Origin of the sequence: Allorhizobium ampelinum S4 (genome assembly GCF_000016285.1) — a bacterium.
GTDB lineage: Bacteria > Pseudomonadota > Alphaproteobacteria > Rhizobiales > Rhizobiaceae > Allorhizobium > Allorhizobium ampelinum.
This window is the reverse complement of sequence record NC_011989.1, coordinates 1,240,174-1,262,877: the sequence shown is the minus strand read 5'-3', so window position 1 is coordinate 1,262,877 and position 22,704 is coordinate 1,240,174. Positions and strand designations below refer to the sequence as shown.

The window sequence follows — 22,704 nt, the reverse complement described above, 5'->3', positions numbered from 1 at the left end:
GACAGGGCCGGACCCCTTCCCCTACATGAACGGCAACGGACTGCAAGAGGACGCTATGGGAAAGACACGGACGGCATTGGTGACCGGCGGCGCTGGATTTCTCGGTTCCCACGTCTGCGCACGATTGCTTAACGAAGGCTGCGATGTGGTCTGCCTGGACAATCTTCAGACCGGGCGGCGCAAAAATATCGAACCTCTGCTGGCCAATCCCAAACTGTCCTTCATTAAAGCCGATGTCCGCGATCCCTTGCCGCAAGGCGTCTACGACGAGATCTGGAATCTCGCCTGCCCCGCCTCGCCGCCGCAATATCAGATCGATCCTGTTGGCACGATGCTGATCAATGTGCTTGGCATGAAAAACGTGCTGGACCTGGCTGTCGCCTGCGGCGCACGGGTGTTTCAGGCGTCGACCAGCGAGATCTACGGCGATCCGCAGGTTCATCCGCAGACGGAAAGCTACCGTGGCGCGGTCAATACGATAGGGCCGCGGGCCTGCTATGACGAAGGCAAGCGCGCCGCCGAAACCCTGTGTTTCGATTATCACCGCCAGCATGGCGTTGAAATCAAGGTGGTGCGGATCTTCAATACCTATGGTCCAAACATGGACCCGCAGGACGGACGGGTGGTCTCCAACTTCATCGTTCGCGCCCTGGAAGAGGCGCCGCTTGAGCTTTATGGCGGCGGCACGCAGACCCGGTCCTTCTGCTATGTCGATGACCTGATTGAGGGATTTTTCCGGCTGATGCGCTCTGATGCCTCGATCACTGGTCCGGTCAATATTGGCGATCCCGGCGAATTTACCGTGCGTGAACTGGCTGACATCATTTTGGAAATGACCGGAAGCCGGTCGGTAATCGTCGACAGGCCGTTGCCGAAGGACGATCCGCTGCTGCGGCGCCCCGACATCACCCTTGCCGGGCAATTGCTGGGCTGGGAGCCGAAAGTGCGGCTACGCGAAGGACTGAAGCGGTCGATCCCGTATTTCGCAGCGGAAACGGGACGCACCATTAACACCAGTGCTGCCAACATCAATCTGGATACCATGTCATGAAGAATATCCTTGTCGTCGGCGGCGCCGGCTATATCGGAAGCCACGCCTGCAAGGCCTTGTCCAAGGCGGGTTACACACCTGTGGTCTATGACAACCTGGTTCACGGCCACGCGGATTCGGTCAAATGGGGACCGTTCGAACAAGGTGACATTGCCGATGGCGCACGGCTCGATGCCGTTCTCAGCCAATACCAGCCGGAATGCGTGATGCATTTCGCAGCCTTCGCCGCTGTTGGTGAATCGGTGACGGACCCGGCAAAGTATTACAATAACAACATCCATGGGTCCGTCTGCCTGTTGGATGCCATGCGCCGCAATGGCGTTGACACCATTGTGTTTTCCTCGACCTGCGCCACCTATGGCGAGGTGAAAAGCCTGCCAATCGTTGAGGAAGCTCCGCAGAGCCCGGTCAATCCCTATGGATTTTCCAAGCTGGTGATCGAGCAGGCGCTGAAGGATTACGGCCATGCCTATGGGTTGAAATGGGTGGCCATGCGCTATTTCAACGCCGCCGGTCTCGATCCGGAAGGCGATCTTGGCGAACGTCACGATCCGGAAACCCATGCCATTCCGTTGGCGGTTCTGGCGGCCATGCGCCAGACCGAGTTCAACGTGTTCGGCACCGATTACGATACGCCTGATGGCACTGCCGTCCGCGACTATATCCATGTCTGCGATCTTGCCGATGCCCATGTCCTGGCTATCGATTACCTGCAAAAGGGCGGCGAAAGCGGTGCCTTCAATCTTGCGACCGGCAAGGGTACATCGGTCAAGGACTTGCTGGAAGCAGTGTCTGAGGCCGTCGGCGCGCAGGTGCCGATCAAATATGCGCCAAGGCGGGCTGGCGATGCGCCAGCTCTTTACGCCTCCGGCGACAAGGCCCGCAGCCTTTTGGGCTGGACGCCGCGCTATACCGATATCAACCTGATCGTGAAAACCGCGGCGGACTGGTTCAAGGCCCACCGCAACTAAGGCCGATATAACCAGAGATCGTCGATATGGTTTGACAGGAACCACAGGGCAATCCGGCCCATCGCACACCCCCGCCCATCCCACACCCTTTGACAGGAAAGCGGCAGAATTCATGAACGTTCGCATTACCATGGTAGGCACCGGCTATGTGGGCCTGGTCAGCGGTGCATGCTTTGCCGAGCTGGGCCATGACGTCATCTGCGTCGATAAGGACCCGCGCAAGATCGAAATGCTGCATCAAGGCAAGATGCCGATCTATGAGCCGGGTTTGGATGAACTGGTTCAGCGCAATGTGGCAGCCGGGCGCATCACCTTCACCACCGACCTTGCCGCAAGCGTCAAGGACCGCGATGCCGTGTTCATCGCCGTCGGCACACCAACCGAGGCGGGCTCGGACCGGGCCGATCTGAAATATGTGTTTGCCGCCGCTGCCGAAATTGCCAAGGCCGTCACCGGCTTTACGGTCATCGTCACCAAATCGACAGTGCCGGTTGGCACCAACCGTCAGGTGTTTGACATCGCCAAGGCCAATGCCGCCCCGGATGTGCGGATCGCGGTTGCGTCCAATCCCGAATTTCTGCGCGAAGGCGCCGCCATCAAGGATTTTCTGGAGCCGGACCGGATCGTCGTCGGCGTCGATACCCCTCAGTCTGGCGAGGTGATGGAACGGATTTATGCGCCGCTGCTGCTAAACGGTAATGTTCCTTTCTTCAGCACCGGGATTGAGACGGCTGAACTGATCAAATATGCCGCCAATGCCTTTCTCGCGGTCAAGATCAGCTTTATCAATGAAATGGCCAATCTATGCGAGGCCGTCGGCGCCACAGTTGAGGATGTGGCGCATGGCATCGGTCTCGACAAGCGGATCGGCCGGGCCTTTCTCAATACCGGCCCTGGCTGGGGCGGCTCCTGCTTTCCCAAGGATACCCGCGCGTTGCTGGCAACCGCTGCCGATGCCGGGATCGACTCGCTCGTCGTGTCTTCGGCGGTCAATGCCAACAACCAGCGCAAGGCCGATATGGTCACCAAGGTGATTGAGGCCGCGGGCGGTGATGTCGAGGGCAAGAAAATCGCCGTATTGGGCGTGACCTTCAAAGGCCAGACCGACGATATGCGCGAAAGCACCAGCCTGGTGATGCTGCCTGCCTTGCAGGCGAAAGGCGCAAAGGTTGCTGCTTTCGATCCGTCAAGCCCACATGACGCGGCAAGTCAGTTGCCGGGTGTTGAAATGACCAAGACAGCCAAGGAAGCCGCGACCGGCGCCGATGTTCTGGTCATCCTGACCGACTGGATGGTCTTCAAGACCTATAATTTCAAGGAAATCGCCAGTGTCATGGCGTCTCCTGTGCTGGTCGATCTTCGCAATATGTTCAATGCCAATGAAGCGCAGAAGAATGGATTTTCTCACTATGTCTCGCTGGGACGGTGAGGTAGCTCCCAGGAACAGGCCGTTCGGAAGGATTTTTGGCGTAAAGTCACATTTGTGTAACAAACTCGGCAAGGATTGATCCTTCCACTGCGTGACATCGTGGTGTAAGGAGAGGCCGCCGGAACAGCCGGACCGGAAAGATCAAGAAACCTGGCGACCCCTTCGCGGCCTAGTCCTGGAGTTGAACGGAATGCCCATTACGATTTTCGACGGTATTGTCATCGGTGTCGTGCTGTTTTCAGCCGTGCTGGCGATGATCCGCGGCTTTTCACGCGAGATCCTGTCGATTGCCAGTTGGGTGGGCGCCATTGCGGCGGCCTATTATCTTTATCCTTTCATTCTTCCCTATGTGAAGAATTATACCAACGACCAGCGGATCGCCGTTGCCGCCTCTGCAGGCGGGGTATTCCTGCTGGCCCTGATCCTGATCTCGTTTATCACCTCGCGCATTGCCGACTTCATCATCGACAGCCGGATCGGCGCATTGGACCGTACCCTCGGCTTTCTGTTCGGAGCGGCGCGCGGCATCCTGCTGCTGGTTGTGGCCGTCGCCTTCTGGAACTGGCTGATCGATGCCAAGCAGCGGCCGGACTGGGTCAACAACGCCAAGTCGAAACCGTTCCTCGATGCGCTGGTAGTCAAGCTGGAAGCGGTGCTGCCCGACGATATCGAACCGCAACTGCGCGCCCGCATCCTCGGCAAACAACAGACAGCACCTGCTGAAGGCCAGGCGCCTGCAGACGATGCGCCAGCCCAGACACCAGGTCAGACACCCGCGCCAGCCAATTGATATCGTCCGCCTTCTGGACGTTGATAGCAGGCGCGCTTATATAGAGCTGGCCTGTCCGAATTGCTCAAGATCATCAGACCCTGCCAGGGATTGAGCCCAGGGATTGAGCAGAGACAAAGAATGAGCGCCACCCGTGATGGAAATCGGCGCTCCTTACTGCATTTCGTCACCCGTGCCCCGTATCGGCGCGCATGTATCGAGCAAAGGCTTGCTGCAATGAAACAGTCTATTTCCTCGACTTTCCTTGAAGACCTCGATGGCGACACGCTGCATGAAGAATGCGGCGTGTTCGGCATTCTGGGCCATCAGGATGCCGCAACCCTGACCGCTCTCGGACTGCATGCGCTTCAGCATCGTGGCCAGGAGGCAGCCGGACTGGTTTCCTTTGACGGCAAGCAGTTTCACACCGAAAAGCATATGGGCCTTGTCGGCGACCACTATACCAATCCAGTGACGCTGGCAAAATTGCCGGGTTCCGCCGCCATCGGCCATACCCGCTATTCCACCACTGGCGAAGTGGCGTTGCGCAATGTGCAGCCACTGTTTGCCGAATTGGAGGAAGGCGGCATCGCCATTGCCCATAACGGCAATTTCACCAATGGCCTGACGCTGCGCCGCCAGATCATTGCCACCGGGGCCATCTGTCAATCGACCTCGGATACCGAAGTCGTGCTGCATCTGATCGCCCGCTCCCGTCACAGCTCCACCGCCGACCGCTTCATCGATGCCATCAGGCAGATGGAAGGTGGTTATTCGATGCTGGCGATGACCCGCACCAAACTGATCGCCGCCCGCGACCCGATCGGCATCCGGCCTCTGGTGATGGGCGATCTCGACGGCAAGCCGATTTTTTGTTCGGAAACCTGCGCACTCGACATTATCGGCGCGAAATTCGTCCGTGATGTTGAAAATGGCGAAGTGATCATCTGCGAGATCCAGCCGGATGGCTCGATCACCATCGACAGCCGCCGTCCAGCACGCCCGCAGGCCGAGCGTCCCTGCCTGTTCGAATATGTCTATTTCGCCCGCCCCGATTCGGTCGTCAGCGGTCGCAACGTCTATCAGACCCGCAAGGCCATGGGCATGAACCTGGCGAAGGAAGCCCCTTGCGATGGCGATGTCGTGGTGCCTGTTCCAGATGGCGGCACGCCGGCTGCACTGGGCTATGCCCAGGCCAGCGGCATTCCGTTCGAATACGGCATCATCCGCAATCACTATGTCGGACGCACCTTTATCGAGCCGACGCAGCAGATCCGCGCCTTCGGCGTCAAGCTGAAGCATTCGGCCAACCGGGCGATGATCGAGGGTAAGCGAGTTGTCCTGGTGGACGATTCCATCGTGCGCGGCACGACATCGCTGAAGATCGTCCAGATGATCCGCGATGCCGGAGCCAAGGAAGTGCATATCCGTGTTGCCAGCCCGATGATCTACCATCCGGATTTCTACGGCATCGACACGCCGGATGCCGAAAAGCTGCTCGCCAATCAATATGCGGGCGCCGAAGCCATGGCGAAATTTATCGGCGCCGATTCGCTTGCCTTCCTGTCCATCGATGGGCTGTACATGGCCGTAGGCGGCGAGGCCCGCAATGCCGCCAATCCGCAATTTACCGATCACTATTTCACCGGCGACTACCCGACCCGTCTCCTGGACAAGGAAGGCGAGAAAATGGGCGGCCGCAAGGTGTCGGTTATGTCTATCAACGGCTGAGGCCGGTTCTTGGCGTTGCATGAGATTATGAGGGGGAAGCGGACATGACGGTTGATCTCAAGGGACGGATCGCGCTGGTCACCGGAGCGTCACGCGGCATCGGCTATTTCACCGCCCTTGAACTGGCAAAGGCAGGCGCGCATGTGATTGCCTGCGCCCGCACCGTCGGGGGTCTGGAAGACCTTGATGACGCCATTACCTCGGCAGGTGGTAGCGCGACCCTGGTGCCGTTCGATCTCGCCGACATGGGCGCCATCGATGCGCTGGGCGGATCGATTTTCGAGCGCTGGGGCAAGCTGGATATTCTGGTTGCCAATGCTGGCGTGCTCGGGACGATTTCGCCCGTTGCCCATGTCGAGGCCAAGGTATTCGAAAAGGTGATGACCATCAATGTCACCGCCACCTGGCGGCTGATCCGCTCGATCGATCCGCTGATCACCAAATCCGACCAGGGCCGTGCCCTGATCCTGTCCTCCGCCGCACCGCATAAATGCAAGCCTTTCTGGGGCCCCTATTCCGCATCCAAGGCTGCGGTTGAAGCCTTAGCCCGCACCTGGGCTGCCGAAAACCAGCGCCTACCGCTCCGCGTCCTTTCCATTGACCCTGGTGCCACCCGCACGGCGATGCGCGCCCAGGCCATGCCGGGCGAAGACCCTGATACATTGCCGCATCCCTCAGAAGTCGCCAAAGCCCTGTTGCCACTGGTCGGGCCGCAACAGACGGAAACAGGCAAGCTGTTTATCGTCCGGGAACAGAAGATCGTCGATTATCCGCCCTACAGCTGACCGCGATTGCGGACAGCCTGGACGGCTGCGATCTTCAAAAATATTGAAATAGATTTTTACGGTAATAGCGGCTCGAAAGTCGTGCCCATCAGGGCCACTTTGTTACGAATCCGCTCGGCTCCCTCGGCTCTTTCCGCGGGATTATCGATCAAGCGGATGATTTCTGCGATCCAGGCAGCCTGATCATAGGGCAATCGAGGTTGTGCATCATCAGCCTCGGCGCCATAGGCCAGGCCTTCTGAGAACAGCCCTGCCGCACCGAGCCGGGCGGCATCGATGAATTTGGTGCAGGCCCGGCTGTCATTGGCCTCAGACGGCGCCAAAGGCACCAGCATGATATCGACCTGCGCCCTTCCCGCGTAAACCAGATATTGTGGCCAGGACACTGGCGCCTTCACCGTTACGCGGTTCATGTCTTTCCATATCGCGCGGGCCTTCTTGCCCGCAAACACTTCGAACACCGCCTGGGGGCGCTGTTCCAGCACGGTCCGGATGACCGGCTTCAGGAAGTGATGTTCCGCCACATGCACCCCCGTGGCGTGATAGGCAACCACCACCTTGTCCTGGTTGGCGGCGCTATCCGCCCTCCCATCGGCAGGTAACCGGCGCTCCCAAAGGCTGATGGGAGGAGCTGGCGGCAGGATACGGGCCTTCGGTTCGCCAATCGCCTGGAACAATTGCGGTGTGGACAGCCAGAGAATGTCGAGATGGCGGTTCAGGCGTCGCAGCGGATAAAGCGCCCTAAACCACAGGAACAGGCTATAGGCGATATCGGCGTCACGGCTGGATATGACGGCATTGATGTCGTCATCCAGCAGCAGACCGACACCGGCGAGCTTGTCAGCATGGGTTTCGATCCAGCGCAGCAAGGGCCGTGACGCATAGCGACAGATCACCACAAATGCGCCGTCGGGGTCGAGTGCGCCCCCGTCAAGCTTTCTGATATCGTGAACCTGATAGGGAGGCATGCCCTCTGCACTCAACCGGACGGGCAGATAATAGTCGAACGTGGGGTTTGGAACGCGACCGAAGACCAGAACCGACTTGACTGGGCGGCGCGGCTTTCCATCCGCTTGGTCCCGCAGCCGGGGTCGCGGCAAAACCTGCTCCAGAACCGGCCAGTACCACCGTTTTTTCATCGGATACGGCCACTCCTTGCCGACAGGTCACGCGGGGCCGCTTCCAGCACGAAATCACCAGCGCTCAGCGAGCAGTTCGGATTGTAGCAGGGATCGTTGTCGATCACGTCGGACCAGCGTTCGAACATTACCTTCTCCTCCCCGGCAAAGCGCAGCCGCTTTTCGACGGTATCGTCCCGCCCACGCGATACGGATTCACGATGAACAAGGCGTGCATGAGGCGTCCAGACGATATCGAGACCAGCGCGGCGCAGCTTCAGGCAGTAATCGACATCGTTGAAGGCGACCGGTAAATTCGCTTCGTCCATGCCACCCACCTGTAACCAATGGCTTTTGCGGGTCAAGAGGCAGGCCGCCGTGACGGCGGAAACATGGCGGCGCTGCGCAAGCAGGCCATGATCCTCGCCACCGTCAGGATCATGAAAATGGAAACTGTGGCGGGCAATGGACCCCGCCCCCAGCGTGACACCGGCATGCTGGACAAAACCATCGGGATAGAGCAACAGGGCACCGACAGCCCCGACTTGGGGATCATCCAACTCGGCATTCATCTCGCCCAGCCAGTCGCGCTCCAGCGGTTCGACATCGTTGTTGAGCAGCAGAATCCGGTCATGCCGGGCCTGATCGACGCCGAGATTGCAGGCTCTGGAAAAATTGAAGGTGCCGGGCATCGGCAAGCGCCGCACATGGCCTTCCGCCTCGATCCTGTCGAGAAGTATGCGCGTCGCATCCTCCTTGCTGTCATTGTCGATGACGATAATATCCAATTCGCCATGATCGGTGCGACCCAGCAGGCCATCAAGACAGGCTGAAAGAAGATCCGCCCGGTCCCGGGTTGGAATGATCACGGTGACAGGCGGGCGAGAGCTGCCCGGTCGCAGCAAGGGCCGCGATAGCGTGAGAGCCGGTCGCGGAGAGGATCGGTGAGCCAGAACGCGGGGCAGATGAAGAATGTCCCCCGCTGCTGCTGCCTGGATGACGAGTTGGTTCGCATCGAAACTGGTGACATCGACAGGTTGCGGTAGGCAGGCAGGACGCAAGAGAACGCAGTCCATCGGCAGCCAGCCGGTTTGCACCAAGGGCAGGTTCCAGGCTGGTTTGAACAACGGCACAGCTGGCTCACCCTTGCGGGTAGTCTGGTCCTCGTCGCAATAAACCCCCGCCGCCTGCGGGTGACAGATCAGGCAATCCGCCATCCATTGCAGCGCCAATGGCGACAAGGTGACGCCGGCCGGCACCAGCAGCCAGAACAGATCCTTCTCTGTCGCGCGGCTTGCCAGGTCACCGGCCAGGTCTTCCAGATCGACAAATTCAACTTGCCGATAAGTCTGCCGATCAAGGCTTTTGCGCGTGACGGACCGCCGCTCACCCGCTCCCATAACACTGACCAAAACGAGAGGCGCCGAGCTGCTAGAAATGGCTGGTGGCCTGTCCACCTCATCGCGCAGCCGAAGCCAATCCTGATAGCGGGGTGACGATAAGGCCTCGAAATGCCGGAGGAACCGGAACGTCGCACCCTTGACGTTTCGCGCCGCCAGCAAGCGGAGCAAGGTGCGTGCGGTATGGGGCCAGCGGATCAGCACCCGCAGGACAGCTTCGGCGATGGACAGCGTGCGGATCGTGACGGTCGGTTGCCGAACTGCGTTGACCCGGTCCTTTGCCGGTGTCGCGACGACGGCAATCGAGTCCAGATCGTCGGGCATCCATCCCAGGAAGCGGCCAGAGTTTTTCACGATAAGCGAACGCTTGAGAATGGCTGGAACCCGACCGGGACGATGAAGCAAGAGACGCGGCGAAGGCCCAAGGCAGCCATCGGGATCATGGACTGAAATCATCACCGGCTTATCGGCCAGACGGCGGGCAGCCGGACCCTGTGCGGCGCATACCTGCGCCAGCTCGGTCGAATCCTGTCCATCACGCACACTGGTCTTCAACGCATCACACCACCGATAAGACCATTGGATGCGCTCCACAGCCGATACAATATTTCACCGGGCCTCACTTTTGAAACGCCAACACCGACCGCAACGAGACCTCTGCCCGCGTTTTACCGCATAAACCTTAAATCAAAGTCGATTTGAGGAAAAAATTATGCAGCATATATAAACTGTTACAGCGCCACACCCTCTCAGGTGCGTGGCGCTGTATTGCAGATACGCGTCCGGTTTAAAAGCGTTAGAGCACTTTTTTCAGCAGATATTGCCCATAAGCGCTCTTGCCATATTGCAGGCCGAGCGCCTCCAACTGCTGAGCGTCGATGAAACCGAGCCGATAGGCGATCTCTTCCGGGCAGGAAATCTTGAAGCCCTGACGGCGTTCCAGCGTGGCAACGAATTCCGAGGCATCCAGCAGACTGTCGGGGGTGCCGGTATCCAGCCACGCATAGCCACGGCCCATTTTCTCGACATTAAGCCGGCCGCGTTCCAGATAGACCCGGTTGACGTCGGTGATTTCCAGCTCGCCACGCGCCGATGGCTTGAGGTTTGCGGCGATATCCACGACATCCTTGTCGTAGAAGTAAAGCCCGGTCACGGCCCAGCTCGACCGCGGCGTTGGCGGCTTTTCCTCGATCGAAATCGCCTTCATGTCCTTGTCGAATTCCACAACGCCATAGCGTTCTGGATCATTGACGTGATAGGCAAATACGGTTGCCCCGTCATTGCGTGCCACAGCACTTCTGAACAGGTCGTTGACACCATGGCCATAGAAAATATTGTCGCCGAGGATCAAACAAGACGGATTAGAGCCGACGAAATCCGCGCCGATAATATAGGCCTGCGCCAGGCCATCCGGTGACGGCTGCTCGGCATAGGTCAACGAAATCCCCCATTTCGACCCATCGCCCAGCAGGCTTTGAAAATTCGGCAGATCCTTCGGTGTCGAAATGATCAGGATATCGCGAATCCCGGCCAGCATCAGCGTCGAGAGCGGATAATAGATCATCGGCTTGTCATAGACAGGCATGAGCTGCTTGGAGGTGACTAGCGTCATGGGATGCAGGCGGGTGCCGCTGCCACCGGCTAGAATGATACCCTTCATTTATAAAACTCCTGACACGTCATTTGTGTTCGTTGTCTTTTGAGGAAAGCCGGCGACCAGTTTTCCCTAGACAAACTCTAAACTGCGGCTGGTCGGCGTAACCGGTCGATGACCAGTTGCGTCGATACGCGCCAATCGGGGATATCGATAGCATGAACTCTGGCCAGTTTGGCGCAATCCAGCCGGGAATTCGCAGGCCGTTTGGCGGGCGTCGGGTAGGCGCTGGCCGGGATTGGATTGACTTTGGCCGAAGGGTCGTTTTGCTCAGCCGACAGCCTGAAGATCTCCCTTGCAAACTCCGCCCAGCTCGCCTCTCCCGTTCCCGTCATATGGAACGTGCCGCGCAGATCGGCGGCCTTGGACGACAGCAGGTTATCAGCCACCTTCAACACCGCATCGGCAATATCGAGCGCCGAGGTCGGATTGCCGATCTGGTCGGCCACCACGCCCAGTTCATCGCGGGTTTCAGCCAGCCGCAACATGGTCAGCAGAAAATTCTTGCCGAACGGGCTATAGACCCAGGCCGTGCGCAGGATCGCGTGGTTATCGGTTTCAGCCGCCACCCGGCGCTCGCCTTCCAGCTTGCTGCGGCCATAGACGCCAAGCGGCGCAACCGGATCGGCCTCGTTATAGGGCGAAGCCTTGCTGCCATCGAAGACATAATCGGTCGAGATATGGATGATCGGGATATCCAGCGCCTTGGCAACCCGCGCCAATTCCCCCGGCCCTTCGCCATTGACCGTAAAGGCCGTGGCCTCGTCGGTTTCGGCCTGGTCGACCGCGGTATAAGCGGCAGCCGAAATAATCAGGTCGGGTTTCGCGGCCAACACAGCCGCTTCAATCGTCGCGGGATCGGCCAGATCAAGCTGTGGCCGACCCAGGGCGACAAGGTCGATATCCTTGCGATCACTGGCTTTCTCAAGCAGCGACTGCACGACCTGTCCGGCTAGGCCCGTCACCAGATAGCGCTTCACGCCGCTCATTTGCTCGCGGCTTTCAGCAGGCCAAGACGGCTACCGTCATAGCCCTGGCGCAACGGCTCCCACCACCAGCGGTTTTCGAGATACCATTTCACGGTTTTCTCGATGCCGGTCTCGAAATTTTCCTGAGCCTTCCAGCCGAGTTCGGTTTCCAGCCGCGTCGCGTCGATGGCATAACGGGCGTCGTGGCCGGGGCGGTCGGTCACATATTGGATCAGCTTCTCATGCGGTGTACCCGACGGATGCAATTCATCCATCAGCGCGCAGACGCGGGTGACGACGTCGATATTGCGTCGCTCATTGCGTCCGCCGACATTATAGGTTTCGCCAATCTGTCCACGCTCGGCGATGATATCAAGCGCCCTGGCATGGTCTTCGACGTAAAGCCAATCACGGATATTGGCGCCATTACCGTAAACCGGCAGAGGCTTGCCTTCCATCGCGTTGATGATCATCAGCGGAATGAGCTTTTCCGGGAAATGGAAGGGGCCGTAATTGTTGGAGCAATTCGACACCACCACCGGCAGGCCGTAGGTGCGCGCCCAGGCCTTGGCGAGATGGTCGGAAGCCGCTTTCGAGGCCGAATAAGGAGAGCTTGGATCATAAGGGGTGGTTTCGGTAAACAGACCTTCATCGCCCAGCGAACCATAGACTTCGTCGGTCGAGACATGCAGGAAGCGGAAACCGTCCTTGCTCGCACCTTCCAGCCCCTGCCAATAGGCCCGGGCGCATTCCAGCATGGTGAACGTGCCGAGCACATTGGTCTCGACGAAATCCTTGGCACCGGTAATCGAGCGATCCACATGGCTTTCGGCGGCCAGATGCATGACACGATCAGGCTTGAAGCTTGCAAAAGCCGAGGCAATCGCCTGGCCGTCGCAGATATCGGCCTGAAGGAACCGGTAAAGCGGATTTGCCTCAACCGATTTCAGCGAGGTCAAGGTACCCGCATAGGTCAGCTTATCGACATTCAGGACGTCATAGCCTTTTTCAAGCACCAGATGGCGAACAACGGCCGATCCGATAAAGCCGGCACCGCCGGTTACAAGTACGCGCATGATTTTCGATATCCCCTAGCGTTCATAGAGCTGACAGGTAAAAAGCAGAGATGCTTAAGGCCGATAGACGAAATTCGTCTCAAGCTCGCTCAGTTTCGGCTGCTTCTTGTCCTTCTCAGACAGAATGGCATTGTCCTCCGTCACCGGCCAGTCGATCGCCAGAGCCGGATCGTTCCACAACAGGCCCCGGTCATGATCCGGGCTGTAATAATCCGTCACCTTGTAGCTGATCACGGTATTGGGCTGCAATGTGCAGAAGCCATGGGCAAAACCCGGCGGCACCCAAAGCTGGCAGCCGTTTTCGGCAGTCAGTTCGGCTTTGACCATCTGGCCGTAGGTCGGCGAGCCCTGGCGAATATCGACAGCGACATCCAGCAAAGCGCCAGCCGCACAAGACACGAGCTTGCCCTGCGCCCTCGGGTTCAACTGGAAATGCAGGCCGCGCACCGTGCCGACCTCGGCCGAAAACGACTTGTTGTCCTGAACGAAGGTGAAAGATCCCACTTCGCTTTCAAACAGGCTGGCACGGAAGGTTTCCATGAAATAGCCCCGCGCGTCCCCAAACCGCTTTGGAGTGATCAGGAAAACACCCGACAGCTTCGTTTCTTCAAACTGCATTCTTATCCCTTTGAATTAAGCCCCTCGCGCAGTTAACAATCTCGGTCCATCAGAGCAAGTAAAATGCTAGGTGCCCACCGTCTTAACCGGAAGATTATGACGTTATTCGGACAGTCCCTGTGACCAGCTGCCACCATTGCAGGCAAGCGTTTGCCATTTATGTCTCTTTACGACACCATCCGCTCAAAACGGCGACCCATCCAAAAAGCTCGAGAACGGTACGAAGGCCGACGAGCAATCGAGCGGCGGAACCGGATCTTCTTCACTGGCATCCACGAGATTGACAGTTTTCACCCGGCGCGCTGGATCTGCCTTCAGAAGGTCGGCAAAGCTGACCGGACCAGGCCCCAGCGTGACATGCGCATTGAGCGGCGGATCTTTTGCGGCCGGATCGGCTGAGCCGACCAGGAGCGGCTGGGGCCCATCGAACTGAATGGTATCAAGGAAAAGGCCGAGCGGCTGGTAATGCGCATCATCCTTGATGCCACGCAGAACCACATGGCCGCCGCTGCCGGTCGTACTGCCTATGTAGCGCAGGTTGCGCACCGTGATGCCGGAAAAATCCGGGATACGATCGCCGGCTTTGTCCGAGTAGCGGGTATCGAACACCAAGGGAAAGGCGACATTGCGCATGCAGACATCTTCATACAGCACATTGGTGACCTTGCCGCCGCGCGAGGTGTCCGACTTTATCCGCAGGCCATTGCCGTTGGGACTATCATGGCCATCCATCACCAGATCATAGACATGGATACCGTCCACGCCAGCATCGGTCTCGGAGCCAATCGACATCCCATGGCCGTAATAGAACCGGTTATGGGCAAAAGTCATGCGCGTCGATGGTTTGTCGCCGCCCGCCTTGATCGCCACATGATCGTCGCCGGTGCTGATCGCGCTGTAGGCGAGCACGACTTTCGAGGACTGACCCGGGTCGAAACCATCGGTATTTTTGACCGTATCAGGCGTGAAACAGGTGGCGGGCGTCAGTTTGTCAGGCGTGGTCTCCGGCGGGCAAGCGTAATTTGGGCGGGTATAGACGGCACTGGGGCTGAGGATCTTGATCCCCCAGGCGGTCAGGCCCGTCACACCATTGCTCACCACATGAAAATTCGGGCTGTTCAACAGCGTAATCCGGTGCAGGGTGAAATTCTCGCCGCCATCAATTTCTACCAGCCGGAACACATGCTGGATCAACCCCTGCTTGGATTGCCAGGCCACATCCCACCAGGATCGCTTACCGGCATTGTCGCCGGACAACAGCAGCGAACCGCCGCGTCCATCGATGCGCCCCTCACCGACGATGCCAGCGCCGTTGGTGTCCTTGGCCGCAATCAGCGGCTTGCAGGTCTTGGCGGATGAGGTGTTGGCCGTACCGCAATCACCAGCACCGCTGTCGTAATCCTTGGGATCGCGGGAGGCAAACAGCGTCACGCCCTTGTCGATCCACAGCATGACGCCGCTCTTCAAGTTCAGCGGTCCGCTCAAAAACGCATCCTGCCCCTCAGCCCCCGGGACGAGCTTGACGGCACCGCCCGCGCAGCCGTCAATGGCAGCCTGCAAGCGCATCTGGTCTGGATGGGGAGCCTTGCCATCGGCATCGGCATGGTCGAGGGAGCCGTCCTTGGCCGTCAGGCCAGCCGTCAATGTCGCGCAGAGATTTGAGGGAACCTCCGGCGCGGTCATCGACCCCCATTGGGTGGCAACAGCCGGCTCCGCCGCCCAGACAGTAACCGGCGACAGGGTGCAAATGGCGACCGCGCCAAGCATCCGACCTAAAGCAGACCGTTGAAACAGGCGGGCAAAAACAGGTCCGGGCATAGGCTTATCCTTCAGCGGCGGCATGTAAAACAACAGTTCGCGCCCATCTTCAAACGGGTGAATGGCCCGAAATCAAGGCCGCAGCGTGCGCTTGTCGATGGGATAAAGCAAAAAATTTTCACCACTGCGTAAAAACCGGCAGAGACCGACCAGAAGGCGCAAAAATCCGTTGACCAAAAACCGGGGCCGGGTCATAAAGCCAGCCATGAAAACGAGCACCTGCATTATCTGCTGGATCATTATTCGCTAGCGCATTCGCTGGCCCGGCCGTTTTCGTCTCTTGTAAAAGTCCTAGATGACAAACGCTTCGGTCCAGCCGGGTTTATACACGTCTGGGAGACTGACATGGCCGAGGGCCTCAAGCTTTACAACACACTGACGCGCAGCAAGGTTGATTTCACCCCAATCGACCCCAAAAACGTGCGCATGTATGTCTGCGGCCCAACGGTTTATGATTTTGCCCATATCGGCAACGCCCGGCCCGTGATTGTGTTTGATGTGCTCTACCGGCTGCTGCGTCACATCTATGGCGAAAACCACGTCACCTATGCCCGCAACATCACCGATGTCGATGACAAGATCAATGCGCGGGCGCTCCGGGACTTTCCCGATCTGCCGCTGAATGAGGCGATTGCCAAGGTGACGCAAAAGACGGCGGATCAGTTCCACGCCGATGTGGCCGCACTGGGTAACTTGCCGCCGACCATCGAGCCGCGCGCCACCGACAATATCCAGCAGATGATTGACATCATCAAGACGCTGATTGCCAAGGGCCATGCCTATGTGGCCGAGGGCGAAGTGCTGTTTGACACGCGGTCCATGGCCGCTTACGGCCAGCTTTCCAAGCGCAATCTGGATGAGCAACAGGCAGGCGCACGCATCGCTGTCGAGGCCCATAAAAAGCACCCCGGCGACTTTGTGCTATGGAAGCTCTCAAGCCATAACGAACCCGGCTGGGAAAGCCCCTGGGGCCGAGGCCGTCCGGGCTGGCATATCGAATGCTCGGCAATGTCGAAGCGCTATCTGGGCGAGGTTTTCGACATTCACGGCGGCGGACTGGACCTGATTTTCCCCCACCACGAAAACGAAATTGCCCAATCCTGCTGCGCCAACGACACCAGCGTGATGGCCAATGTGTGGATGCACAATGGCTTCGTGCAGGTGGAAGGCCGCAAGATGTCCAAGTCGGACGGCAATTTTCTTACAATAGATCAACTGCTTCGTTCAGATAGCTTCGGTGGCCGACCATGGCACGGTGGTGTTTTTCGTTTTGCCATGCTCAAGACGCATTACCGGCAGCCGATAGACTGGACACTCGACAAATTGCAGCAATCCAGAAATGAGATTTTTTCTTTTATTGCAAGTTGCAATGCTGGTTTGATCATAAGCCAAATCAACGCCAAAAGATCTTTAGGTAAGGCTACAGAACAAGACGCCGATTTCATTAAAGCCCTCTGCGACGACCTTAATACACCGCTTGCGCTTTCAATTTTATTTGGGCTGAGAGAGAACGCAAAAAGCGATAGCAACGCAGCAGAAAAGATGTTCTTGGCCTTGGAATTCCTTGGTATTTTGGACCTCTCAAAATGGGCCCTCTACGATAGCGTGTATCTGCATGACACGAACATAAAAGGCCAATTGCTAGGACATGATGACCTTGATCGCGTTGAACGGCTTCGCGTTGCCCTTACAAATGGTGACGAAAAGCAAGCGAAAAAAATCAAAGGGGAAATCGAGTCTTGGGGTGTGCAGGTCAACGCTAAAAGAAACGGTGAAATTAGCCTAGAGCTAAAAAATGGCGAGACCAATGATCTATCTGCCGCTATCGACGCCCTTGTCGAGATGCGCCTTGAAATGCTGAAGACCAAGAACTTTGCCGAGGCCGACAAGATCCGCGACGATCTTTTGGCAAAGGGCATTCAGCTCAAGGACGGCAAGGATAAGGACACCGGCGAGCGCGTGACCACGTGGGAGGTCAAGCGGTAGAAGGCTTGCGGCTCTCGCTCTCTTCTCCCCTGCGGGGAGAAGGTGGCGGCAGCCGGATGAGGGGGGCGAAGCCAAAACGCCACAAAAACGGTTTTGGCATGTCTTTGCGACGGTATGGGAGCGACATCAATGATCGATCACATGAATATCAAGGTTGCCGATTTTGAACGTGCAAAGGCTTTCTATGACGCGGCCTTTGCTCCGCTTGGCGCGTCGCTGCTCTACACGGTGGCGCCGGAATATTCCAATGGCGTGAAAATGGGCGGCTATGGACGCGACAGACCCGTCTATTGGCTGCACGAAGGCACGCCGCCCGCTGGCTATCATCAGCACATTGCGTTTACGGCCAATAGCCGGGCGGAAGTGGATGCGTTTTACAGCGCCGCAATTGCCGCCGGCGGAAAAGACAACGGCCCGCCCGGCCTGCGCCCGCATTACCATCCAGACTATTATGGGGCCTTTGTGTTTGATCTGGATGGCAACAATATCGAGGCCGTTTGTCACGCGAGCCAAGATTGATGACCATGTGAGAGGTCAAGCGTTGACTTGCATAGGACACCCGCTTGGCATATGCTAAAGCCTATGCCAGCGATGGAGGCAAATATGAGTATGGAGCAGGAAAGACATGTGCGGGTGTTCAAGAACGGTCGCAATCGCGCCGTCCGCATCCCCGTGGAATTCGAGTTTCCGGGCGATGAAGTGATCATGCGCAAGGAAGGCGACCGGATCATTATTGAGCCTGTCAACGACAAGAAGCAAAATCTGATCGAGTGGCTGCGCAGTCAGCCGCCTATCGAGGAGGATTTTCCCGATTTTGATCTGATTGAACCACCGCCGAGACCAGTCGATCTATGATAACCGCGCGCTACATGCTCGACACCAATATTATCTCTGATGTGGTGCGAAATCCTATGGGCAGGGCGGCAGACGTTATGCATGGCCTCAACCGTGACGATATTTGCCTGAGTTCAATTGTTCTGTCGGAAATCCTGTTTGGCATACAGCGCAAAGGCTCCGAGCGGCTTACTCGTCTGGTTGAAGGGGTCTTGGAAAGGATCGCTGTCATTGCCTATGATGATTTGGCGGGCCGTCATTATGCTGAGATTCGCACCGCCTTGGAAAAACAGGGAACACCTATCGGCGCAACCGACCTGTTCATCGCCGCCCACGCGCTGTCGCTGGATATGGTTCTGGTCACCAACAATACCCGTGAATTTGCCCGCGTACCCGGGCTGAAACTGGAAAACTGGCTCGAAACCGCACATGAGGGACAATAGGCCATGGCAGAGACAATCCACACCGGCGGTTGCCAATGCGGAGCCATCCGGTTTCGCGTCAGAGGCGTTCTGAAAGACTCATCCATCTGCCATTGCCGCATGTGCCAGAAGGCGTTCGGAGCCTATTATGCGCCGCTGGTTTCGGTGCGCGGGGTCGATTTTCAGTGGACACGGGGCGCGCGCAAGATGTTCCGCTCCAGCAATGTCGTGTCGCGCGGCTTTTGTGGCGATTGTGGCACGCCGCTGACCTATGAGGCCCCGGATGGCATGGCGGTTGCGGCAGGCGCTTTCGATGATCCATCCATCCTGCCCCCGGTGCAGCAGTTCGGGACAGAAGGGAAAATAGGCTTCGTCGATCACCTGCATGAATTGCCAGGCAATCCGACAGAAGAAGACCTTGATGAGTTTCCGTTCCTAGACGGCCTCGTCTCCTACCAGCACCCCGACCACGACACCGAAACCTGGCCAACCGAAAGCGGAGCAAAGCCATGAGCGAGATTTTTTCCGGCGGCTGCCAATGTGGTGCTGTGCGGTTTCAGGCGGCCAAGCTGGGGCGGCCTTCCATCTGTCATTGCCGCATGTGCCAAAAGCAATTCGGTGGGTTTTTTGGCGCTTTTGTCTCCGCTGATCAGGCGCATCTGACATGGACACGTGGCCAGCCGAAATTGTTTCGCTCTTCGAGCAAGGTCAAGCGTGGCTTTTGCGAAAAATGCGGCACACCGCTGACCTACCAACACCCCACCGGAGTTGAGATTGCCATCGGTGCGTTTGACAATCCCGCCGCCTTTGAGCCTGCCATTCAGGTCAATCACCACAAGCGCCTGCCATGGATCGACACGCTGTTTGAAACGCCGATCTATACCAGCCCGGAATACGAAGCCTTCTTCGACTCCATCGAATCCTGGCAGCACCCGGATTTCGACACCCAAGTCTGGCCGGTGGAGGATGAGGCATGAAAGGTCAAACCTTGCATGGCGGCTGCCAATGTGGCGCGGTGCGCTACACGGCAAAATCGCCGATTGGCAATCCGCATATCTGTCATTGTCGCATGTGCCAGAAAGCGTCGGGCAATTATTTCCTGCCGCTCGGCTCGGTCAATCGTGACCTGTTTCAGCTGACACGCGGCACCCCGCAGTGGTTTCAGTCCTCTGATCTGGTAAGGCGCGGCTTTTGCGCCGCCTGCGGCACACCGCTGTTTTTCGATATTCCCGAGGCGGATTTCATCAACATAACGCTCGGATCGCTGGATGATCCGGCCAGCGTCAAGCCCGTTGAACAGGCCAATCTGGACAGCAAAATGCCGTGGTTTGCAGCCCTCGACACCTTACCGGTCGAGGCCAGCGAAGCCAATGCCGACTGGCTGGCGAAGGTGGCAGGCGCCACCCACCAACACCCGGACCATGACACGAGCGAGTGGCCAACCCATATGGGATCGCCCCATGACTGAGTTGCGCACCCTCTACCCTGAGATCGAACCTTTCGAGACCGGCTTTCTCGATGTCGGCGATGGCCACGTCATCCATTGGGAGCGGGTCGGCACCAGGGGTGCCAAGCCTGCGGTGTTTCTGCACGGCGGACCGGGTGGCGGCATCAATCCCAACCAGAGGCGGGTGTTCGACCCCGCTCTTTATGATGTAGTCCTGTTCGATCAACGCGGCTGTGGAAAATCCACGCCGCATGCCCATCTGGACGCCAACACCACCTGGCATCTGGTCGCCGATATCGAGCGCTTGCGTGACATGATCGGCGTCGAAAAATGGCTGGTATTTGGCGGCTCCTGGGGTTCGACGCTGGCGCTGGCCTATGCGCAGACCTATCCCGAGCGGGTCAGCGAACTGGTGCTGCGCGGCATCTACACGCTGACCAAGGCGGAGCTGGACTGGTATTATCAGTTCGGAGTCTCCGAGATGTATCCTGATCGTTGGGAGCATTTCATCGCGCCCATTCCGCTTGAAGAGCGCCATGACATGATTTCCGCCTATCATCGCCGTCTGACCGGAGAGGACAAGGAAGTGCAGCTCGCCTGCGCCCGCGCCTGGAGCCAGTGGGAAGGCGCGACGATTTCGTTGATCCCCAATTTGCAACAGATCGAAAATTTCGGCGAGGACCATTACGCCATCGCCTTTGCCCGTCTGGAAAACCATTTTTTCATGAACCGGATCTGGATGGAAGACGGTCAATTGCTGCGCGATGCCCATAAGCTCAAAGGCATTCCGGGCGTGATCGTGCATGGGCGCTATGACATGCCCTGCCCGCTGCGCTATGCATGGGAATTGTCCAAGCTCTGGCCGGATGCCGATTTGCACATTGTCGAGGCTGCGGGCCATGCCATGAGCGAACCGGGTATTCTCGACCAATTGATCCGTGCCACTGACCGTTTTGCCGGAAAAATCCAAAACACATAAGAATTTGCCTTTGGGAGGCACTCATGAGCCGCGAAAAAATCACCCTGTTCGACACCACCCTGCGCGATGGTCAGCAGACGCCCGGCATCGATTTTTCCGTGGAAGACAAGATTGCCATTGCCGCCATGCTGGATAATTTCGGGCTGGATTATGTCGAAGGCGGCTATCCCGGTGCCAATCCGACCGACACGGCATTTTTCTCAAAAAAACGCACCAGCCGCGCCCGCTTCACGGCGTTTGGCATGACCAAACGCGCCGGAATTTCCGCCTCCAACGATCCGGGCCTGAGCCAGCTTTTGCAATCGAAAAGCGATGCCATCTGTCTTGTGGCGAAAAGCTGGGATTACCATGTGACAGTGGCGCTTGGCTGCACCAATGAGGAAAACCTCGACTCCATCCGCGACAGTGTCAAGGCCGTGGTGGCTGCGGGCAAGGAAGCGCTGGTGGATTGCGAGCATTTCTTTGATGGCTACAAGGCCAATCCCGACTATGCCGTGGCCTGCGCCAAAACCGCCTATGAGGCCGGTGCGCGCTGGGTGGTGCTGTGCGACACCAATGGCGGCACCCAGCCGCCGGAAATCCGCACGATCATTGCCAGCCTGATCGCGGCAGGCGTTCCCGGCACGTCGCTTGGCATCCATGCTCATAACGATACCGGCCAGGCCGTTGCCAATTCGCTGGCCGCCGTGGAAGCCGGTGTGCGCCAGATTCAAGGCACCCTGAACGGCATTGGCGAGCGCTGCGGCAATGCCGATCTGACCACCATCATCCCGACGCTCTGTCTGAAGAAGACCTATGCCGACCGGTTCGAGACTGCCATTGATCTCGAAAAGCTGGTGGAATTGACCCGCCTCTCCCATGCCTTCGATGAGCTGTTGAACCGCTCTCCCAACCATCAGGCTCCCTATGTCGGGGCGTCTGCCTTTGCCACCAAGGCTGGTATCCATGCCTCGGCGCTGTTGAAGGACCCGAAAACCTATGAGCATGTAGAGCCGGGCCTTGTGGGCAATTTTCGCAAGGTCATGGTCTCCGATCAGGGCGGCAAGGCCAATTTCATCAACGAGTTGAAACGCCGCGGCATCACGGTTGCCAAGGACGATCCGAAGCTGGACCGGCTGATCGAGATCGTCAAGCAGCGTGAAGCGACAGGCTATGCCTATGAAGGCGCCGATGGCAGTTTCGAGCTCTTGGCGCATCGCACCCTCGGCACCGTGCCGGAATTTTTCGCCGTCGAAAGCTTCCGGGTGATGATCGAACGCCGCTTCGACAGCAATGGCAACTTGAAAACCGTGTCAGAAGCGGTGGTGAAAATGGTGATCGACGGGCAGACGGTGATGTCGGTCGCCGAAGGTGACGGCCCGGTCAACGCGCTTGACATTGCCCTTCGCAAGGATCTCGGCAAATTCCAAAGCGAAATAAAGGATCTGGAACTGGCTGATTTCAAGGTCCGTATCCTCAACGGTGGCACCGAGGCCATCACCCGCGTGCTGATAGAATCGACTGATGCCAGCGGCGCCCGCTGGTGGACGGTGGGTGTCTCCGAAAACATCATCGATGCCTCGTTCCAGGCGCTGATGGACGCTATCGTCTACAAGCTGATGAAAAACCGCGAACTGGCTGGACGGATCGCTGCGGAATAAGCCAAAAT

22 protein-coding genes are annotated in these 22,704 nt (G+C 58.0%); 15 read left to right on the top strand and 7 right to left on the bottom strand.

What is annotated here, in order from left to right; all coding sequences use genetic code 11:
• The first annotated feature begins 55 nt into the window (after positions 1-55).
• The 6 genes from AVI_RS05905 (at position 56) to AVI_RS05880 (ending at position 6,736) form a co-directional block, all read left to right on the top strand.
• Positions 56-1,051, top strand: coding sequence for a UDP-glucuronic acid decarboxylase family protein (locus AVI_RS05905; protein WP_015915500.1), 996 nt, complete (start codon positions 56-58; stop codon positions 1,049-1,051).
• A complete protein-coding gene (gene galE / locus AVI_RS05900) occupies positions 1,048-2,022 on the top strand; it encodes a UDP-glucose 4-epimerase GalE (protein WP_015915499.1) in 975 nt (324 codons plus the stop codon). Before AVI_RS05905 ends, galE begins: the two co-directional genes overlap by 4 nt.
• 112 nt (positions 2,023-2,134) lie before the next feature.
• Complete coding sequence (locus tag AVI_RS05895) at positions 2,135-3,451, top strand: UDP-glucose dehydrogenase family protein (protein WP_015915498.1); 1,317 nt, start codon at positions 2,135-2,137, stop codon at positions 3,449-3,451.
• A gap of 190 nt (positions 3,452-3,641) precedes the next feature.
• Positions 3,642-4,241, top strand: coding sequence for a CvpA family protein (locus tag AVI_RS05890; RefSeq protein WP_015915497.1), 600 nt, complete (start codon positions 3,642-3,644; stop codon positions 4,239-4,241).
• A 216-nt stretch (positions 4,242-4,457) separates the two neighbouring features.
• The gene (gene purF / locus AVI_RS05885; RefSeq protein ID WP_041696393.1) at positions 4,458-5,951 is read left to right on the top strand and encodes an amidophosphoribosyltransferase; all 1,494 of its coding nucleotides are present in this window, start codon (positions 4,458-4,460) and stop codon (positions 5,949-5,951) included.
• Between the two features lie 44 nt (positions 5,952-5,995).
• On the top strand, positions 5,996-6,736 hold the full coding sequence (locus AVI_RS05880) for an SDR family NAD(P)-dependent oxidoreductase (protein ID WP_015915495.1): 741 nt from the start codon (positions 5,996-5,998) through the stop codon (positions 6,734-6,736).
• A 56-nt stretch (positions 6,737-6,792) separates the two neighbouring features.
• On the opposite strand, the gene AVI_RS05875 is transcribed toward AVI_RS05880, so the two are convergent.
• The 7 genes from AVI_RS05875 to AVI_RS05845 form a co-directional block, all read right to left on the bottom strand.
• Positions 6,793-7,875: a glycosyltransferase family protein gene (locus tag AVI_RS05875; RefSeq protein ID WP_015915494.1), complete on the bottom strand. Its 1,083-nt coding sequence runs from the start codon at positions 7,873-7,875 to the stop codon at positions 6,793-6,795.
• Positions 7,872-9,797, bottom strand: coding sequence for a glycosyltransferase family 2 protein (locus AVI_RS28990; RefSeq protein ID WP_049777148.1), 1,926 nt, complete (start codon positions 9,795-9,797; stop codon positions 7,872-7,874). The genes AVI_RS05875 and AVI_RS28990 overlap by 4 nt, the downstream gene beginning before the upstream one ends.
• A gap of 253 nt (positions 9,798-10,050) precedes the next feature.
• Complete coding sequence (gene rfbA, locus AVI_RS05865; RefSeq protein WP_015915492.1) at positions 10,051-10,914, bottom strand: glucose-1-phosphate thymidylyltransferase RfbA; 864 nt, start codon at positions 10,912-10,914, stop codon at positions 10,051-10,053.
• Positions 10,915-10,991: 77 nt separating this feature from the next.
• Positions 10,992-11,897 (bottom strand): dTDP-4-dehydrorhamnose reductase, encoded by a 906-nt coding sequence (gene rfbD, locus AVI_RS05860; RefSeq protein WP_015915491.1) that lies wholly within the window; start codon positions 11,895-11,897, stop codon positions 10,992-10,994.
• Positions 11,894-12,952 (bottom strand): dTDP-glucose 4,6-dehydratase, encoded by a 1,059-nt coding sequence (gene rfbB, locus AVI_RS05855; RefSeq protein WP_015915490.1) that lies wholly within the window; start codon positions 12,950-12,952, stop codon positions 11,894-11,896. The genes rfbD and rfbB overlap by 4 nt, the downstream gene beginning before the upstream one ends.
• Positions 12,953-13,006: 54 nt before the next feature.
• The gene (gene rfbC / locus AVI_RS05850; RefSeq protein WP_015915489.1) at positions 13,007-13,570 is read right to left on the bottom strand and encodes a dTDP-4-dehydrorhamnose 3,5-epimerase; all 564 of its coding nucleotides are present in this window, start codon (positions 13,568-13,570) and stop codon (positions 13,007-13,009) included.
• A gap of 183 nt (positions 13,571-13,753) precedes the next feature.
• Positions 13,754-15,388: a glycoside hydrolase family 28 protein gene (locus AVI_RS05845; protein WP_015915488.1), complete on the bottom strand. Its 1,635-nt coding sequence runs from the start codon at positions 15,386-15,388 to the stop codon at positions 13,754-13,756.
• Positions 15,389-15,733: 345 nt separating this feature from the next.
• Between AVI_RS05845 and cysS the strand changes: the two genes are divergently transcribed.
• From cysS to cimA, 9 genes are all read left to right on the top strand, one after another.
• Positions 15,734-17,374 carry a cysteine--tRNA ligase gene (gene cysS, locus AVI_RS05840; protein WP_041696391.1) on the top strand — a complete coding sequence of 547 codons (1,641 nt, stop codon included), beginning with the start codon at positions 15,734-15,736 and terminating at the stop codon, positions 17,372-17,374.
• A gap of 129 nt (positions 17,375-17,503) precedes the next feature.
• Complete coding sequence (locus tag AVI_RS05835; RefSeq protein WP_015915486.1) at positions 17,504-17,893, top strand: VOC family protein; 390 nt, start codon at positions 17,504-17,506, stop codon at positions 17,891-17,893.
• A gap of 84 nt (positions 17,894-17,977) precedes the next feature.
• Complete coding sequence (locus AVI_RS05830) at positions 17,978-18,229, top strand: antitoxin (RefSeq protein WP_322790773.1); 252 nt, start codon at positions 17,978-17,980, stop codon at positions 18,227-18,229.
• A complete protein-coding gene (locus AVI_RS05825; protein WP_015915484.1) occupies positions 18,226-18,651 on the top strand; it encodes a type II toxin-antitoxin system VapC family toxin in 426 nt (141 codons plus the stop codon). Before AVI_RS05830 ends, AVI_RS05825 begins: the two co-directional genes overlap by 4 nt.
• 3 nt (positions 18,652-18,654) lie before the next feature.
• Positions 18,655-19,143 (top strand): GFA family protein, encoded by a 489-nt coding sequence (locus AVI_RS05820; RefSeq protein ID WP_015915483.1) that lies wholly within the window; start codon positions 18,655-18,657, stop codon positions 19,141-19,143.
• Positions 19,140-19,607: a GFA family protein gene (locus tag AVI_RS05815; RefSeq protein ID WP_015915482.1), complete on the top strand. Its 468-nt coding sequence runs from the start codon at positions 19,140-19,142 to the stop codon at positions 19,605-19,607. Before AVI_RS05820 ends, AVI_RS05815 begins: the two co-directional genes overlap by 4 nt.
• Positions 19,604-20,098: a GFA family protein gene (locus tag AVI_RS05810; protein WP_015915481.1), complete on the top strand. Its 495-nt coding sequence runs from the start codon at positions 19,604-19,606 to the stop codon at positions 20,096-20,098. Before AVI_RS05815 ends, AVI_RS05810 begins: the two co-directional genes overlap by 4 nt.
• Positions 20,091-21,056, top strand: coding sequence for a prolyl aminopeptidase (gene pip / locus AVI_RS05805; protein WP_015915480.1), 966 nt, complete (start codon positions 20,091-20,093; stop codon positions 21,054-21,056). The genes AVI_RS05810 and pip overlap by 8 nt, the downstream gene beginning before the upstream one ends.
• Positions 21,057-21,079: 23 nt before the next feature.
• Positions 21,080-22,696 (top strand): citramalate synthase, encoded by a 1,617-nt coding sequence (gene cimA / locus AVI_RS05800; protein WP_015915479.1) that lies wholly within the window; start codon positions 21,080-21,082, stop codon positions 22,694-22,696.
• Positions 22,697-22,704 lie beyond the last annotated feature (8 nt).